Below are 17,006 nucleotides of genomic sequence, written 5' to 3' on the forward strand. Positions count from 1 at the left end.
CATGATATCGCTACAAAAGACTCTTTGAGTTTAGATGATTTTCTATCTCTATACTCTAATTATAATATTCATACCAACTCAACTCTAGCTCTAAATATTAAATCAGACGGCTTACAAATAGAACTTAAATCCATACTTAAAAAATATAAAATAGAAAATTACTTCGTCTTTGATATGTCCGTTCCAGATGCTTTAGGCTATATTAAATATGGATTAAATGTCTTTACACGCCAAAGTGAGTATGAGATTACTCCGCCATTTTATCAAGATGCCAAAGGGATTTGGCTAGATGAATTTCACACACATTGGATAGATGAAAAAATCATAGAATCTCACCTTAAAAATAACAAACAAATTTGCATAGTCTCACCAGATTTACATAAAAGAGATTATACCAAAGAGTGGCAAGAGTATAAAGAGATTGAAATTAGATTAAATAATCCAAATTTAATGCTATGTACTGATAAAGTAGCAGAAGCTAGGAGGTTTTTTAATGAGTCAAATTAAAGCAGTAATTTTTGATATGGATGGAGTATTGATAGAAGCCAAAGATTGGCACTATGAAGCGTTAAATAGAGCGCTTAGGCTATTTGGATTAGAGATTAGCTATTTAGAGCATTTAACCACATTTGATGGACTACCGACAAAGAAAAAGCTAGAGATATTATCAGTTGATAGAAAACTGCCTAAATCTTTACATAATTTTATTAATCAAATGAAGCAACTTTATACAATGGAGATTGTCTATCAATCTTGTAAGCCTAGATTTTATCACCAATATGCCCTATCTAAACTACATAAAGAGGGTTATAAAATGGCGGTTTGTTCTAATTCTATCTATAATACAATTGATGTAATGATGCAAAAAGCCGCCCTTAATCCATATTTGGATTTCTATATCTCAAATGAAGATGTCAAGCACGGCAAACCAGACCCAGAGATGTATAACAAAGCTATAGCCAAATTTGGGTTACAACCAAATGAATGTATGATAGTAGAAGATAATGAAAACGGCATTAAAGCAGCAAGAGCAAGTGGGGCTAATGTGATGATAGTAAAAGAAGTTAGCGATGTCAATTATGAAAATATCAAAGAGCATATTTTTAAATTTCAAAAGGGGGATTTATGATAAATATCGTTATTCCACTAGCGGGGAAAAGCAATTTTTTTAAAGAAGATGAGATTATCTTTCCTAAGCCTTTTGTTGAGATTTGTGGTAAAACCATGATAGAGATGTTGATAGATAATTATAAAGAGATTACCAACAAGCAATTTATTTTTATACTTAAAGATGATGATGTAAGCGAATTTCACCTAGATGAAGCTATCAAGGTATTAGACCCAAGCGCTCATATCATCACGCTTAAAAACCCTACACAAGGTATGGCGTGTAGCGCTCTTTTGGCTATTGATTATATAGATGATAACTCACCACTAATCATCGCTAATGCAGATCAAATTTTTGATATAAATTTAAATATTGTTTTAGATTATTTCAAAGATTATGATGCTGGGGTAATCGCCTTTGACTCTATCCATCCTAGATGGGCCTATGTAAGAGTGGATAATAGCTCAAATGTGATAGAAGCAGTGGAGAAAAAGCCAATTAGCAAAAATGCAATTGCGGGATTTTATTATTACAAACAAGGTGTGGATTTTATCCAAGCTAGTCAAAAAATGATAATCAACGACTCTCATTTAAATGGGCAATTCTATATAGCACCTACCTTAAATGAGCTTATTTTAATTGGTAAAAATGTTGGAGTATATAAGATAGATAATGAGTTATATCATACTTTTTATAGTATGGAAAAGATTAGAGATTATGAAAGGATTAAAAATGCTTAAAAGATTAACTCAAGATTATATAGATAGTTTTAACGCAAAAGATTTGGATGCTATATCAAGCATGTTAAGCGATGAGTTTTCATTAGAAGATCCAATCGTTAAAAGGTTAGAAGGCAAAGATAAATGCCTAAAAGCTATTTTAAATATTTTTAACAATTGCCAAAATGTAAATTTTAAAGCCAAAAATATCTACACAGATGACAAAACTAGCTTTATAGAGTTTATACTGATTTTAGATGATAAGCATTTAGAGGGTGTAGATATCATAGAGTGGAATGAAAATTACAAAATTTCAGCCCTTAGAGCATATCTGTATGAGGAGGTGGCAAATGGCTAAGGTAGCATTATGTATAAGTGGAGCTTTTAGGGGTGAAAATTTTATAGAAGATATCAGAAATTCAATTAACGGCATTGCTGAGCCATTGAATGCCGATGTGTTTATTGCTTCATGGGATAGTTATAAAGTTTGGATGGGATTATGTGGTGGCAGTCCAGGATGGCTTAGAATACTATATAGTCAAAATATTATAGAAGCAGCGCCAAAAGAAATTGTCGTAGTCAACGCCGAATTTAAAGATAAATGTCCAAACATTTATAATGCATTGAATAGAGAAATTGATAGACCAATAACATCTAAAATTTTAAATAAAATACAAAAATTGCCAAATGTAAAAGGTGTTTATTTATCTAATGAGAGAGAGTTTTTACAAAAATATCCTTGCAAGTTAGATGTTGCAACTAGTTTAAAAATGACATATAATTACACAAGAGTAGCAAAGTTGATACAAGATTATGAAGAAAAGCATAATTTTTATTATGATTATATTATACATATTAGACCAGATTTTAAATATACGCTAAATTTTAGCATTGATACTTTAAAAAAATTAAAAGATAATCAGCTATATATAGCAATGCACCATTCAAATTCAACATCCGATATGCAATTTTTTGGCAGAAGATATGCTGTTTTAGAATTTTTAAGTTTATTTGATAAAGCTAAAAAATATTCTCATTTGCCATACTTTCAAGCATTTAAAGATGGAGGTGTTTGTTGTTGTTATAAATTAGGTGGCAATGGAGCTTACGAGGGCGGCATAGACCATCGTGTGCTTTATGAATGTGTTGCTTTTTTAGGTATAGAACAGATAGATAGCAAGACTTTACTTCCGTATGTTCGTATCAAAAAAAATCCTATTATGCCGCCCTTAAATGAAGCGATAAAAAAAGATAAAGAGCATTGGAAAAGTATTAAACTCAATGATCCTAGTGATTTTTTCAAAGCTTTGACTTGCAAGAAAATATTAAAATCGCAAAATGCAGATGAGAGAGTAAGAAATCAGTTGAGTTATAAATTGGGTCAAGCAATTATTGAATTGCCTATATATACACTACTATTTGCTTTGCTAAAAATTAAAAGAGATCATAAAATAGATGAAGCGATTTATCGACAATCTATTCAGAAATATCCAAATCTCAAGCTCCCACCACTTGAGACCTATCCAGATTATAATGAAGCCATAAAGATTAAAAACCATCTAAGCTACAAACTTGGAGAGGCTTTGATAAAAGCAAATAACAAAGGCTTTATCACCGGTGGGGGGGGGTATTGGCTACTATTTGAGATTAGGCGCATAATAAAAGAGCATAAAAAGGCAAAAAATGAAAATCGATAATTTAGATAGTATGATTCGTGGTTGGTTTGTAGGTGATTTTGAACCAAATGTATTAAAATCAGATCAAGTAGAAGTAGGGGTAAAAAGCTACAAAAAAGGCGACTATGAAGAGAGGCATTATCACAAAATAGCCACCGAAATCACAGTGATAACCAAAGGCAAAGTTAAAATGAACGGCGTGATATATGGCGAAGGCGATATCATCACGATAGTCCCATTTGAAGATACGGATTTTGAGGCTTTAGAAGATTCTCAAAATGTAGTAGTCAAAATCCCAGCCGCTAAAAATGATAAATATCTAGGTAAATATGGAGACAACAATGAGTAAAATAAATATTTTGATACCAGCAGCAGGGGCTGGGAGTAGATTTGCCAAAGAAAGATATACCAAGCCAAAGCCTTTTATAGATGTGCTAGGTAAGCCGATGATTGTAAGAGTTTTAGAGAATTTAAAAGTTGATGATGCACACTATATAATCATTTTACAAAAATCCCATTTCGAACAAGAAAAAGAGCTATGTAATTTAATAGCCAAAGATTATAATGTTAGCTTTGTATGCGTAGAGACTCTGACAGAGGGCACTGCTTGTTCTGTTTTACACGCTAGAGAACTTATAAATAATGATACGCCTTTGATGATAGCAAATTCAGATCAAATCGTAGATATAGATATCCAAAAATATATTTATGACACACTTGACAGGGGCTTAGATGGCTCAATTCTATGTTTTAAAGATTTAGAAAAAAGCCCCAAATGGTCTTTTGTAAAAATGAACAATGAGCTAATTGTAGAAGTAAAAGAAAAAGAGGTTATATCTGATATTGCTACAGTTGGAATTTATCTATTTTCTAAAGGAAGTTTATTTGTAGATTCGGCTATAGATATGATTGCGAGAAACGATAGAGTTAATAATGAATTTTATACTGCTCCAGCCTATAATTATGCAATTAAAAACGGAGCAAAAATTGGCTGTTTTTTGATGAATTTTGATGATATGCACGGTATAGGAACTCCAGATGATTTACAAAAATATATAAAATTTATTAAAGGATAATTATGATCCAAAAAAGATTAGCTATACAATTTTTTGGGCATACAAGAACATATAAAAAGACTTATGAGAGCTTTTTTAAAAATATAGTTGAACCTAATTTAAAAGATGGTTGGCAAATTGATATATTTATACATACTTGGGATATGAGTAGCAGCAGTGATAGAAGTTGGCATAATGGACAGGATTTATTCGACATTAATCTATTAAGTCAAAATGATATAGATGATATAAAAAGAGTATATAAACCAAAAAAGTTATTAGTAGAACATCTACAAGAAGGTGCTCACGGGGGGGGCGAATCTAAAAAAAGAGGAAATAGACTAAGAGAATCCTATGAAAAAGAAAATAGTATAAAATATGATTATATTTTATATACTAGAATGGATATTTTGTTTGCATCGCCTCTTAATATACAAAGATATATAGACTTATACACAAAAGGTAGTATGAAAAATTTTCCATTACCACAAAAGCATTGCTTTGCAGCATTTAATCCATTTGTGAGAATGCCTGTTATTGATATAAGATATATAAATGAGGGTGATATAGTTTATTTTACTAATTATCCACATAATGATTTTGAGCCAGATAAGTGCTTAGAACTCTTTATAATAATGATCGATTATAAATTGTATAGAGATTTTTTCTTACAAAGAAGAGATTTTATTCTTGGATATAATAGCTCATTAGCGGCCAAATTAAAAATAGAACAAGATAAATTATCTAAAGCTATGATAGCAAACTCTAAAAGCATATGGGGATATATAAGAATGCCTTATGTATTAAGCTATATAAAAGATATGTATAAAAGGAACAAATAGCCTATAATGAAAAGATTAAAGCTAACCCAAGCTTAAAGCTCCCACCACTTGAATCATATCCAGATTACAATGAGGCTGTAAAGATAAAAGAGAATTTAAGCTACAAACTTGAGAGGCTTTGATAAAGGCGAGTAGAGATTGGTATAAAGGCGGATATATTAAATTTATATTTGATATAAAAAAGATAAAAAATAGATAAATAAAATAGGCGTATTTATGGTGTTTTTATTGATATTATGATATAATGAATAATGATCTTTTATATAAATCAAGGATTAAAATCAAAATAAATAATTAAAATTTATGTCAAAAGGAGTATAAATGAAAATAGGTATTTTAGGTGCTGGAATATCTGGTTTATCTGTGGCTAGATTGTTAAAAGATGATTTTGAAGTAGAAGTTTTAGAAAAAGAATCAGTCGTAGGTGGCATAGCTAGAACAAGAGATGTAAATGGTATGGCCTATCATGTAAATGGTGGCCATTGCTTTGATTCTAAATATGATGATGTTAAGAAATTTGTTTTTGATACAGTATTGCCAAAAGATAAATGGAATTATATTCCTAGAAAAGCAGAGGTGCTGTTTAGAGATAGATGGATTAGCTATCCAATCGAATTTTCTATCAATCAAATAGATAAAATAGATTCGAATTTAGCTTTTAAAATCACAAATGAAATGTTTAATGCTTCTTATGAAAGTGGGGCAAATTTGCAAGAATGGTTTATAAACCACTTTGGAGAGACATTATCTAAAGAGTATTTTATACCATACAATACAAAAATATGGCAAATTTCACCTAAAGAGATGGATAGTGTTTGGATAGAAGATGAAAAACAAATGAAGCTCCCAGTACCAACTAAAAGAGGATTTTATGATGCTATATTAAATAGGCCAAATGATACTATGGTTCATAAAAATTTCTATTATCCTAAAACAAATAATCAAAACACATTTATAGAAGCTTTAGGCGATGGCTTAAATATTCTCACAAATTATGAAGTTAAAAATATAACGAAAGAAAATAACCAGTGGATTGTAAATGGAGAGAAAAAATATGGTATTTTGATTAACACAACACCACTTGATTTAATCCCAAATTTACTATCTAATATTCCAAGTGAAGCCTTGAGCGCATTTAAAAAACTTAAATTTAATAGAGTTACAAACATACTTTGGGAAACAGATGGTAGTTTAAATTTCACATGGGGATATATTCCAGATCCGAAAATAGGTTTCCATAGAATTAGCAATACCGGCTCGATTGTTCAGCCAAATGGTAAATTTTGTACAACAGAAGTTATAGGCAATGTGCCATACGAAAAGCTAGTACAAGAAGGTAAGAAATTATCGTTTTTAAAAAATCCTATTGATTATAATGTTACAGAACACGCCTATGTGCATTTTGACTTAAATTACAGCTCGGCCAAAAAAAGTGCCATCGATTATCTTAATCAATTGGGACTAATCTCTCATGGGCGCTTTGGTGAATGGGAGTATTATAATATGGATGTTTGCATTAAAAGATCAATTGATCTTGCTAATAAATTAAAATCTATGCACTTGTAATTGATTTTTATTGTCTTCAAGCCAAAGTGTAGTTTTTAAAAATTATGAAACTATAACTTTGGCATTATAAAATAGATATTAAATAAATAATTTTATTAAATTTTAATAATGATCTTCTTATAATAACCAAGAACAATTATTAATATTAATTTATCAAATTCCAAAAGGCCACAAATGAGAAATTTGCTATTTTTGCTCTTTATATCTTTAATTTTCATATCTTGCTCTTCAAGCAAAGCGCCATATTCTCCGCCTATTATAGATGATAACTTCACTCGTAATTCTCTAAAAACTCCTATATTAAATAAATTTGATTTAACAAACCCAAATAACCCCACCAACCAAACAAATATAACCCCATCAAATAATCAGCCAAATTCAGCTAATCAACTACCCCAAATAACCCAGCCACCGCTATTAACCGCCCCAGCTGCTCTAGGCTCATCCCCATCTCTTGGATCTAAATCAGCACCACTAACTATAATAAACCCAAAGGGTGGCTCAGCAATAACCGTTTGGGCATTAGTTCCTGGTAATTGGCTATGGGGATATACCTTAGATAACTCTAAAGAGTTTGGTAGAGCTAGGTCTTGGCAAGTTTTAAATCTAGGTAATGATATAGCTTTGATTATAAATTTCCTTACTAATACTTGTATCCATGATGAAGGTGGTGGTATAACTCACAGAGATTGTGATATCAATAACAAATCCCAACAATGGCAACTATCAGCTATGGATAATGGCGCCATTCAGATAAAATCTAGTGCTTCTAGTAAGTGTATCACAACAGATCTTGGCTCACTAACTCAAACTGGTAGCTACTACAGTCTTGCTATGAGAGAGTGTAATTTTAAGCCAAATTTCAATCAACAATGGGTATTTATCCCTGAAGCAGCACCAACCTCACCACTCTTAGGATACCAACAATGAAAAATCTATTAATAATACTATTATTTAGCTTTATAAGCTTATATGCTAATATAGATGATTTTAAAACAGCCACTTGGAATATGCAAGGCTCAAGTGCTAGTAGCGAGGCTAAATGGAGCATTAGTATAGCTCAAATGTTCTCAGGAGCAAATGGAATAGATGTCTTAGCCATCCAAGAAGCTGGCACCTTACCTGCTACAGCCGAGCCAACTGGAAGGGAGTTTAGAGCATTTGGTACTAGTGTGGTTGTAACTGAACATGTGTGGAATATAGGCACAAGATTAAGACCTGATCTAATCTTTATATATTATGCTAGGACAGATTTAGGTGGTAATAGAGTAAATTTAGCCCTAGCTAGTAGAAGACAAGCTGATGAAGTATTCTTACGACCACCTCCGACAACAGCCTCAAGACCAATGCTAGGAATTAGAATTAATAATGATGCATTCTTTAGTATTCACGCATTAGCTAATGGCGGAGCTGATGCTTCAGCTATAGTTCATAATATAGATCTATTCTTTCAAAGCAGCCCAACCCTAGCTAATACCAATTGGATTATAATGGGGGATTTTAATAGAGAACCTGTAGATCTACTTAGCTCATTTGAATTAGAGTTAAGACTTAGAACTAGGATAATTACTAATAACGCAATAACTCAAATAAGTGCTAGAAGAACTCTAGATTACGCTGTAGTAGGTAACTCCAATAGAGCTATCGCACCAGCACCACTACCACCAATATCAGCTAGCACATTCTTTAGTGGATTTAGAACTCACATAGCAAGTGATCACTTCCCTGTAACATTTAGGAGATTTCCATGAAAATAGCTATAAAAATATCTTTAATATCTTTAATCTCTATATTTATCATTGGTTGTAGCGGAGCTAAAGTAGAACAACCAAAGCAAGATATGAGCTTTTTAAAGCTTGATGACTCTAAGGGATTTGCAGGAGATATAAGCAAAGCCCCAGATGAAACAAAAGCCCCAGATAGAGATCCATTATTAAAAGATGAAAAAACACAAACACCAATCTTAACTAGCTCAAATAATCAAGATGGGTTTGATCCATTTACCTTGCCTTTAAGTCTAAGATCACTTGATACAGGTATGCCTTTAGTAGTCAATTTAAATAAATCAGATGAAACTTTTAATTATAACCTAAGAGAGATTAAGGCATTTGAGCCAACTATAATTAGTGAGATTAAAAGGGTTGATAGCTTTGCACATTTAAGCCTTGAGTATGTGCAGTTTGTATCAGCTAATGATATAAATAGTTGCCTCGGGATTGATGAGAGTGGATTTTTTGCTTTAAAGAATTGTATTGGGGATTTAGATAGAAAGAAGTTTGAAACTGTATTTCAACTCATCCCACTACTAAGTGATGCTGTAGAGATAAGATCACTAGTCCTAGGTGGTAAAGAGTGTATAAGTACATTTGAAAATCCAAATTTAGAGCCATGGCAAAGAGTAGGAATAAATAGATGTGAATTAAGAGAGGGCTTTAGCGTAGATGCATCTAAACTTTGGGCTATTATGCCTGAAATAAAAGAAGCAGCCATAATCCAACCGGTGGATTGAGTTAAAATAAGTAGATTAAATCAATCAAATTCCGATCAAAATATAAATAAATCTTATAAGAAATTTAGGTTTGGTGGATGAATTTAGGTTACTAAATAAAGTAAAAATTATTTATTAAATTTAAAATTTCAATTTTAAATTTAAAATTAATAAGATTGTGTTATAGAAGAAAATTAATTAATATCAATAAAAGCTTGATAGTCTTGCGGGATTCCAATATCAATAAAGTAGTCATCAAATACGCAGGCTCTAGCTTTGAGAGCTAAAAAATTATTTTGAAAAAACTCTTCAAATGAGAATTTGGCATTTAAACTAAAATCGTCAAATATATCTTTACTAACTAGATAAATTCCGCCATTGATAAATCCATCGGGTGTGAATTTTTTCTCATTAAATGCTGTTATATTATGATTTTTATCGATATTTACACTCCCATATCTATCAAAATTATTCATATGTTTTAAAGCTATACAAATTTTGCTATCATCTAGTTTTAAATTGTTTAGATTTATATCAAAAATTGTATCACCATTAAGTATATATACGCTATTTTGATCTACTAATTTTAAAGCTTCCATAATCGCTCCACCAGTGCCTAGTGGCTCATCTTCTATGCTATAGACAATCTCTATATCTAGATATGAATTTTGAAAATAATTTTGTATTATTTCATATTTATATGAAACGGCCAAGATAACTTTTTTGATATTTTGTCTTTTTAAATACTCTAGGATAAACGCTAAGAAAGGTTTGTTTTTAACAGGCGCCATAGGTTTTGGCAGGTTTGGTAACACGCTTTTAAGGCGTGTCCCAAGTCCGCCACATAATATGATCGCTTCTTTAGGGCTATTCATCTATTTAAAACCTTTTCCAAATATCTCTTCTTCTACGATAGCACAAATAATATGCCCTATAACAATGTGAGATTCTTGAATTCTAGGGGTGCAATTTGATGGCACTTTGATACAATAATCACACAAATCAGCCATTTTGCCGCCGCTTTGACCAGTAAGCCCTATAGAGATTATCTCTTTTTCTTTACATACTTTTAGGGCTTCTATGATATTGGTGCTATTTCCGCTTGTTGATATTCCTATAAAAATATCACCTTTTACGCCTTGGGCTTGAACTTGTCTAGCAAATAATCTATCATACCCATAGTCATTACCAATAGCTGTTAAAATGCTTGTATCAGTAGTGAGGGCTATGCTAGGAATTCCGGGCCTATCAAAATAAAATCTACTTACAAACTCACCTGCTATATGTTGGGCATCGGCAGCACTCCCGCCATTGCCAGCGAGCATGGTTTTAAAGCCATTTTTGTAAGCATTTGTAGTGATTAAGGCCACCTTTTGGATAAGCTCTATTAGGGCTTTATCTTGTAAAATTTGATTTTTTACTTGTATTGAGTCTTCAAAATGACTTTTTATATATTGATTTATAATTTCCACGATTTTGCTCCTTCTTTGGTAAATGAGAAGTCTTGGACATATCCTGATTGTTGATTTAGAATTTTAATTAGATTATATTTTTTGATTGGATCTACTAAGAAAAACATAAATCCACCCGCTCCAGCTCCACTAGTTTTGCCGCTATATGCGCCATTTTCCATAGCTAGATTATAAATTCTGTCTAATTCATCGTTGCTAACTATATCGGAGATAATTTTTTTAGATTTCCAAGATTTGCCTAAAATTTGAGCTATAGTATCAAAATCAGCCCTAAATAGAGCCTCTTTCATAGCTACCGCATCTTGTTTTATCGCATGCATTGCCTCAAGTGATTTGCTATCTCCTAATTTGCCTTTTTTGTGCTCTTCTATATCTTTGGCTTCTCTAGTAATGTTGGTAAAATATAAAACTACTCTAGATTCAAGCTCGCTAGCGATCCAATTTTTGATTCTTAATGGATTTACAATTACTCTTTTATTGTCATAAAATTCCATAAAGTTAAATCCGCCAAAGGTAGCAGCGTATTGATCTTGAGCGCCACCTACGATTCCTAAGTCTTCACGCTCGATTTCATAAGCAAGTTTTGCTATATCATATTCTCCAAGTGGTAGATTTAGCCATTCTGTGAATGCTTGAATTATTCCTACGACTAGAGTAGAGCTCCCACCAAGGCCACTTCCACTAGGGACATCTGAATATGTATGGAGCGAAAAACTTAAAGGTTTATAGGTAAAATCTTTTACAATGCGATTATAAACTGCCTTAAAAATATCTAAATTTCCATCATTTTCTAAATGCAATTTGCTATTGTATTTTGCGTATGAGTTAGTATCTGGCGAATCAAATATAATTGTGTTATCATCTCTTGGGATTAATGTGCAATGAATATAAAGGGATATCGTAGTATTTAAAACATAACCAGTGTATTTATCACAATATAAATTGATATCTGTACCACCGCCAGCTAATCCTAATCTAAGCGGGGTTTGAGAACGAATAATTTTCATAAAATTTCCTAATATTTTAAAAAATGGAACGATTAATTATAACCTAAATAAATTAAAACTAGTATTAAACTATTATATTAATTTTCTATTGTTACAAAAGCAGTAAAAACCAACATAGCTTTTGGTTTGATTATAGTTTAAAATAGTCCAAATTTCTTTTATTGAGTGTTTTGATTCTAATAATTTTTTAATCTTATCAATATCTTTATCATAAAAGCTATTAAATGAATTCTTAATGAGATATATAATTTAGCAGCTCAAAGCCATGTACATGTGAGTTTCGAAACGCCAGAATACACAGCAAATGCCGATGCCTTAGGAACTTTGAGAATTTTAGAGGCGGTTAAATTCTTAGGCTTAGAATCAAAAACAAGAATATACCAAGCATCTACATCTGAATTATATGGAAAAGTTCAAGAGATACCGCAAAATGAAAAGACTCCATTTTATCCACACAGTCCTTATGCCGTGGCTAAAATGTATGCTTATTGGATTACTATAAATTATAGGGAGGCTTATAATATTTTTGCTTGTAATGGAATTTTGTTTAATCACGAAAGTCCGATTCGTGGCGAGACATTTGTAACTAGAAAAATTACTAGAGCTGTTTCTAAAATAGCTTTAAATTTACAAGATTGTGTATATTTAGGAAATCTAAACGCAAAAAGAGATTGGGGACATGCTAAAGATTATGTAAAAATGATGTGGCTTATACTCCAATATAAAGAGCCAAAAGATTGGGTGATTGCTACTGGACAAACGACAATGGTTAGGGATTTTGTGAAATTAGCTTTTTTGTATTGCGGGATAGAGCTTGAATTTAAGGGTCAAGGCGTTGATGAAATAGGCGTGATATCAAGTATAGATTATCAAAAGGCTTTGAATTTAAATATCGATCTATCTCATCTTAAAATAGGCCAAGTAGTGGTGAAAATAGATCCTAGATATTTTAGACCTACAGAGGTTGATCTATTGTTAGGAGACCCAAGCCAAGCTCAAAATGAATTAGGTTGAAAAAGAGAATTTTCTTTATCTGATTTGGTAGATGATATGATGCAAAGCGATCTAAATTTGATGAAAAAAGATCAATTTTTACAAAATAATGGTTTTAAAATTATGCGTTATTATGAGTAATAAATTTAGATAAATAGCAATATTGCTATTTATCTTTAAGTATATAAATTTATCTATTTAGAGGGATTCTACCTTTTTTGATCTCATCTCTCCAATGATTTAACAGGTCTTCAAACATCTTTCTAGCTGGAATCTCTGGCTTCCAATTGATAAAGCTTTTGATTTTGGTATTGTCAAACATTTGATAATCAGCATCAATTGGGCGAAGTCTATTAGCATCTTCTTGAATTTTGATATCATCTCTTTTTGAAAATCCAAGCAATATATCTATAACTTCAGGTAGCTTAAATGCCTCTTCTCCTGCTATATTAAAAGCCTCTCCGCAAGGGACTTTGCCTTTTTGGCTCTCTAGCGATAAAAGATAATACGCTCTAATAGCATCACGGCAATCTTGGAAAGTTCTAACACTTGATAGATTTCCAACTTTTATAATTGGCTCTTGCAGGCCTGCTTCTATTAGGGCAATTTGCTTAGCTACTGTACTTTCAAAAAAGACATCGCTACGCCTTGGGCCACTATGTGTTCCCATTCTAGTTACATAGGTTTTAATACCATAAGCCTCGCCATAAAATCTACCTAAATAGTCAGTTCCGATTTTGCTAATGCTATATGGACTAGCGCCGTGAAATGGGGTATCTTCATTTAATTTTATTCCAACTTTTGCTCTACCATAAACCTCGCTTGATGAGCATACATGGACAACTGGGTCATAACCATCTTTTTGTTTTAAGGCTCTTATATTTTCTAATATATTTGCTGTGCCTATGATGTTTGTTTGTAGTGTTTCGATTGGAATATCAAAAGAAGTTTTAGGAAAAGACTGTGCAGCTAGGTGAAAAATAACATCCGGACGATGAAATTCAAAAAGCTTTTGAATACTTGAATAGTCATTTAAATCAGCGTAATATACGCTTATTCTATCATTTTTATTGATTCTATCGCTTAAATGATAGATATTATCCATAGGTTCTTGCCAACGCATCATACCTATAATTTCATAATCTGTATTTTCTAGTAGAAAATCAGCCATTTGAGAGCCTACTTGCCCTGTAAATCCTGTAATTAGAGCTTTCATTATTAAATTTCCTTAAAATTGAATTACATTATGGTAGCATTTAATTGCTAAAAATATTATAAATTATCTACTCCAAACACCATACATTTCTATCATTTTTTTAAGACCATTTTTTAGCGAAATTTTATTTTGGTATCCGAGTTTATTAATTTTTTTCCTACTCATTGTTTTTCTTAATGTTCCATCATTGCGACTTAGTTCTTTTTCAAAAATTAACTCACCTTTATAATCCATCAACTTAACAATTAAAAACGATAGCTCTTTTATACTTACTGGCTCTCCATCTGTAAAATTTACAAATGAACTTATAAGATTACCATTTTCATCATATTCGCAAAGATCTTTGAAGTCTATATTTTGTGCTAAATATATACAAAATCCAGCTAAATCTCTAGAATTGGCAAATTCTCTAGCTGCAGCACCAGTACCAATCATCTTGATATAATTGTCAAATATACCATGCTTATCGCAAAATTCCAAAGCCTCTTTTTGATTTAAATTTAAATCCTTACAAAGAGCATTTATATTATTTTCATTACGCATTTTAGCTAGATATATCTTTCTAAAAATACCGGCTTGTACATGCGAATCTTCAATATTAAAATTATCATTTTCTCCATAAATACTAGTTGGTGCTACACATAAAAAGTTTTTTCCTTTTTCTAAATTTAGATATTCACATAGTTTAATTCCTGCTACTTTGCCTATAGCATAGCTTTCATTATTAGGTTGAAAAGCACCTTCGAGCATATATCTTTCTTCTAATGGCAATGGCGCATCCTTAGGAAAAACACATGCAGAAGCTAGATAAATTAACTTTTTAACTCCATTATTTGCAGCAGCCCAAATAACATTATTTTGCATCATGATATTATTGTATAAAAATTCAGCCGGATATTTCTTTTGTTTGATAAATCCACCCGCAAAAGCAGCACTGAAAAATACATAATCAGGTTTTTCTTGTTCAAAAATTCATTTACAGCTTTTTGATTAATCAAATCCAGTTCATTATGGGTTTTATATATTAAATTTGCATATCCTTGCTTTTGCAATTCCTCTATAATTGCACTACCTACTAAGCCTCTATGCCCGGAGATATAAATTTTAGAATTTTTATCCATTGCAAATCCTTTTAGAATCTGCAATGAAATTTAAGTTATTTATTGCATTAAATGTAGTTGTATAGGTTAAATTTATAAATTTAGACTCTACCCCCTCCCCTTAATGCTAGTTTTATACCATTGATACATCATTTTAATACCTTCTTCTAACTCGATTTTATGTTTCCATCCTAGTGAATTTATCTTAGAAACATCCATTAATCTATCCATTGTTGAATCTGGTCTAGATGTATTAAAATATAACTGACCATTAAATCCAACAATGCCTTTAATCATATCAACTACTTCTGCAATACTATAAGCAACTCCAGAGCCAATATTAATATGAGTATTTTGAGGATTTTTGCCCTTAGCTAAATCGCTAAAATTAATATTTTCCATAGTAAAAATACTAGCATCGGCTAAGTCATCACTATGGATAAATTCTCTTTTAACCTTACCGGTCCCCCAAATTTCTACACTATCTTTAGCGATTCCATAATTATTTAGAATTTCAGTTGCTTCTTTTTCATTCATATTTAAATCTGCCAAAACACCTTCAAAATTATCATCTTCAAGCATTTTAGCTAAATGAAATTTACAAAGCAAAGCAGGCAAAACTCTACTTTTGCCAAAGTCAAAATTCGCCCTTGTGCCATATAGATTATTTAATGCCAAGCATAAGAAATTTGTGCCATATTGTATATTATATGCCTCACACATTGCAGCCCCAGCTATCTTAGCTATACCCATAGTATATGCGTTATACTCTAAAACGCTTTGCATCATATACTCTTCTTTTAATGGATTTTTGGCATGATATGGATACATATAGCCAGAGCCATAGCATATAAGCTTTTTAACACCATGTAAATAAGATTGATGAATGATATTATTTTGTATCATCAAATTTACATAGATAAAATCAGCTCTTTGCGCTACATTTGCAGCACCGCATGGTAATACGGCACATAAAAACACATATTCAGGTTTTTCATTTTTAAATAAATCTGCAACTGCCTCTTGATTAGTCAAATCAAGCTCTTGACGAGTTCTAAGTATTAAATTATTATAGCCTCTAGCCCTTAAATTATCCACAAGCGCCGTCCCAGCCGTCCCATTATGCCCAGCTATATAAATTTTAGAGTTTTTATCCATTTAAAATCCTTTAGTGTGATCTTGAGTCATTGCTTCAATATCTCTATTTGATAAAATTGGAGTATTAGTAGGCCAATCAATTGCGATTCTAGGATCATTCCAAGCAAATGTAAATTGATCACTTGCATCGACATATTCACCCTCATAAGCCCATTTGTAATAATACATAGAGTCGCATTTTGAGCTAACATATTGAGCATTGCCAAATCGTGGCGGGATTAAAATTAATTTTTGATTATCTGAGTTGATAATGAATTTTTCGTATTGTAGATATGTTGGAGATTCTTTTTGGCAATCTACTACAACTTGGTGAATTTCGCCAGTTACGCAAGTTACAAGCTTCCAAGATTTATGATCGCCATGAATGCCTCTTAAAACATTTGGTTTTGAAAGTGTAAATTTATCAAGGACAAAATTAAGGCCATTTGGTAAAAGTTTTAATATCGCTTCGCTTGAATACGCCGACCAAATCTCACCCCTTAAATCTTTGAATTTACTAGGAGTGATGATATAAACGCCTTTTAGTTTTTTAGATTCTTGTATGTCAAACTCTATCGCCATCACGCAGCCTTTAAACCTAAGCCAAAAGGCATAGTGAAATTGCAA

18 protein-coding genes and 3 pseudogenes are annotated in these 17,006 nt (G+C 31.7%); 14 read left to right on the forward strand and 7 right to left on the reverse strand.

Annotated elements, in window-relative coordinates:
- Positions 1 to 24 precede the first annotated feature (24 nt).
- The 13 genes and pseudogenes from CIGN_RS00515 (at position 25) to CIGN_RS00570 (ending at position 9,475) form a co-directional block, all read left to right on the forward strand.
- Positions 25 to 507 carry a PI-PLC domain-containing protein gene (locus tag CIGN_RS00515; RefSeq protein ID WP_236844761.1) on the forward strand — a complete coding sequence of 161 codons (483 nt, stop codon included), beginning with the start codon at positions 25 to 27 and terminating at the stop codon, positions 505 to 507.
- Complete coding sequence (locus CIGN_RS00520; protein ID WP_086226139.1) at positions 494 to 1,129, forward strand: HAD family hydrolase; 636 nt, start codon at positions 494 to 496, stop codon at positions 1,127 to 1,129. The genes CIGN_RS00515 and CIGN_RS00520 overlap by 14 nt, the downstream gene beginning before the upstream one ends.
- Positions 1,126 to 1,848 carry a glycosyltransferase family 2 protein gene (locus CIGN_RS00525; protein ID WP_086268305.1) on the forward strand — a complete coding sequence of 241 codons (723 nt, stop codon included), beginning with the start codon at positions 1,126 to 1,128 and terminating at the stop codon, positions 1,846 to 1,848. The genes CIGN_RS00520 and CIGN_RS00525 overlap by 4 nt, the downstream gene beginning before the upstream one ends.
- The gene (locus CIGN_RS00530) at positions 1,841 to 2,185 is read left to right on the forward strand and encodes a nuclear transport factor 2 family protein (RefSeq protein WP_086301934.1); all 345 of its coding nucleotides are present in this window, start codon (positions 1,841 to 1,843) and stop codon (positions 2,183 to 2,185) included. Before CIGN_RS00525 ends, CIGN_RS00530 begins: the two co-directional genes overlap by 8 nt.
- Complete coding sequence (locus CIGN_RS00535) at positions 2,178 to 3,524, forward strand: DUF8374 domain-containing protein (protein WP_086301935.1); 1,347 nt, start codon at positions 2,178 to 2,180, stop codon at positions 3,522 to 3,524. Before CIGN_RS00530 ends, CIGN_RS00535 begins: the two co-directional genes overlap by 8 nt.
- Positions 3,511 to 3,852, forward strand: a complete 342-nt coding sequence (locus CIGN_RS00540) for a hypothetical protein (RefSeq protein ID WP_086301936.1) — start codon at positions 3,511 to 3,513, stop codon at positions 3,850 to 3,852. The genes CIGN_RS00535 and CIGN_RS00540 overlap by 14 nt, the downstream gene beginning before the upstream one ends.
- Before the next feature lies 1 nt (position 3,853).
- The gene (locus tag CIGN_RS00545) at positions 3,854 to 4,579 is read left to right on the forward strand and encodes a glycosyltransferase family 2 protein (protein ID WP_086303179.1); all 726 of its coding nucleotides are present in this window, start codon (positions 3,854 to 3,856) and stop codon (positions 4,577 to 4,579) included.
- Positions 4,580 to 5,310: 731 nt separating this feature from the next.
- Positions 5,311 to 5,522 (forward strand): annotated as a pseudogene (locus CIGN_RS08540) (DUF8374 domain-containing protein).
- Complete coding sequence (locus CIGN_RS08545) at positions 5,519 to 5,599, forward strand: hypothetical protein (RefSeq protein ID WP_491844265.1); 81 nt, start codon at positions 5,519 to 5,521, stop codon at positions 5,597 to 5,599. The pseudogene CIGN_RS08540 and the gene CIGN_RS08545 overlap by 4 nt, the downstream one beginning before the upstream one ends.
- A gap of 122 nt (positions 5,600 to 5,721) precedes the next feature.
- The gene (locus tag CIGN_RS00555) at positions 5,722 to 6,966 is read left to right on the forward strand and encodes a protoporphyrinogen/coproporphyrinogen oxidase (RefSeq protein ID WP_086301938.1); all 1,245 of its coding nucleotides are present in this window, start codon (positions 5,722 to 5,724) and stop codon (positions 6,964 to 6,966) included.
- A 174-nt stretch (positions 6,967 to 7,140) separates the two neighbouring features.
- Positions 7,141 to 7,896 carry a ricin-type beta-trefoil lectin domain protein gene (locus CIGN_RS00560; RefSeq protein WP_086301939.1) on the forward strand — a complete coding sequence of 252 codons (756 nt, stop codon included), beginning with the start codon at positions 7,141 to 7,143 and terminating at the stop codon, positions 7,894 to 7,896.
- On the forward strand, positions 7,893 to 8,717 hold the full coding sequence (locus CIGN_RS00565; protein WP_086301940.1) for a cytolethal distending toxin subunit B family protein: 825 nt from the start codon (positions 7,893 to 7,895) through the stop codon (positions 8,715 to 8,717). Before CIGN_RS00560 ends, CIGN_RS00565 begins: the two co-directional genes overlap by 4 nt.
- Entirely contained in the window at positions 8,714 to 9,475 is a 762-nt protein-coding gene (locus CIGN_RS00570) for an RICIN domain-containing protein (protein WP_086301941.1), read from the forward strand. The genes CIGN_RS00565 and CIGN_RS00570 overlap by 4 nt, the downstream gene beginning before the upstream one ends.
- Before the next feature lie 173 nt (positions 9,476 to 9,648).
- Here the strand turns inward: CIGN_RS00570 and hddC are convergent, their stop codons facing one another.
- Genes hddC through hddA form a run of 3 tightly spaced genes read right to left on the reverse strand, consistent with a single transcriptional unit; the run spans position 9,649 to position 11,933 of the window.
- The gene (hddC, locus tag CIGN_RS00575) at positions 9,649 to 10,329 is read right to left on the reverse strand and encodes a D-glycero-D-manno-heptose 1-phosphate guanosyltransferase (RefSeq protein ID WP_086301942.1); all 681 of its coding nucleotides are present in this window, start codon (positions 10,327 to 10,329) and stop codon (positions 9,649 to 9,651) included.
- Positions 10,330 to 10,926, reverse strand: coding sequence for a D-sedoheptulose 7-phosphate isomerase (gene gmhA2 / locus CIGN_RS00580; protein WP_086226129.1), 597 nt, complete (start codon positions 10,924 to 10,926; stop codon positions 10,330 to 10,332).
- Complete coding sequence (gene hddA, locus CIGN_RS00585) at positions 10,914 to 11,933, reverse strand: D-glycero-D-manno-heptose 7-phosphate kinase (RefSeq protein ID WP_086301943.1); 1,020 nt, start codon at positions 11,931 to 11,933, stop codon at positions 10,914 to 10,916. The genes gmhA2 and hddA overlap by 13 nt, the downstream gene beginning before the upstream one ends.
- A gap of 234 nt (positions 11,934 to 12,167) precedes the next feature.
- On the opposite strand from hddA, the pseudogene gmd reads away from it, so the two are divergent.
- A pseudogene (gene gmd, locus CIGN_RS00590) lies at positions 12,168 to 13,067 on the forward strand (GDP-mannose 4,6-dehydratase); the annotation flags it as partial.
- A gap of 49 nt (positions 13,068 to 13,116) precedes the next feature.
- On the opposite strand, the gene CIGN_RS00595 reads toward gmd, so the two are convergent.
- From CIGN_RS00595 to CIGN_RS00615, 4 genes and pseudogenes are all read right to left on the reverse strand, one after another.
- Positions 13,117 to 14,142, reverse strand: a complete 1,026-nt coding sequence (locus tag CIGN_RS00595) for a GDP-mannose 4,6-dehydratase (protein WP_086251210.1) — start codon at positions 14,140 to 14,142, stop codon at positions 13,117 to 13,119.
- Between the two features lie 63 nt (positions 14,143 to 14,205).
- Positions 14,206 to 15,263: pseudogene (locus tag CIGN_RS00600) on the reverse strand (NAD-dependent epimerase/dehydratase family protein).
- A gap of 87 nt (positions 15,264 to 15,350) precedes the next feature.
- Entirely contained in the window at positions 15,351 to 16,400 is a 1,050-nt protein-coding gene (locus tag CIGN_RS00610) for an NAD-dependent epimerase/dehydratase family protein (protein WP_086301947.1), read from the reverse strand.
- Positions 16,401 to 16,961 (reverse strand): dTDP-4-dehydrorhamnose 3,5-epimerase family protein, encoded by a 561-nt coding sequence (locus CIGN_RS00615; protein WP_086251207.1) that lies wholly within the window; start codon positions 16,959 to 16,961, stop codon positions 16,401 to 16,403.
- Positions 16,962 to 17,006: the final 45 nt, after the last annotated feature.

The sequence above is a fragment of the Campylobacter devanensis genome, assembly GCF_002139915.1.
GTDB lineage: Bacteria > Campylobacterota > Campylobacteria > Campylobacterales > Campylobacteraceae > Campylobacter > Campylobacter devanensis.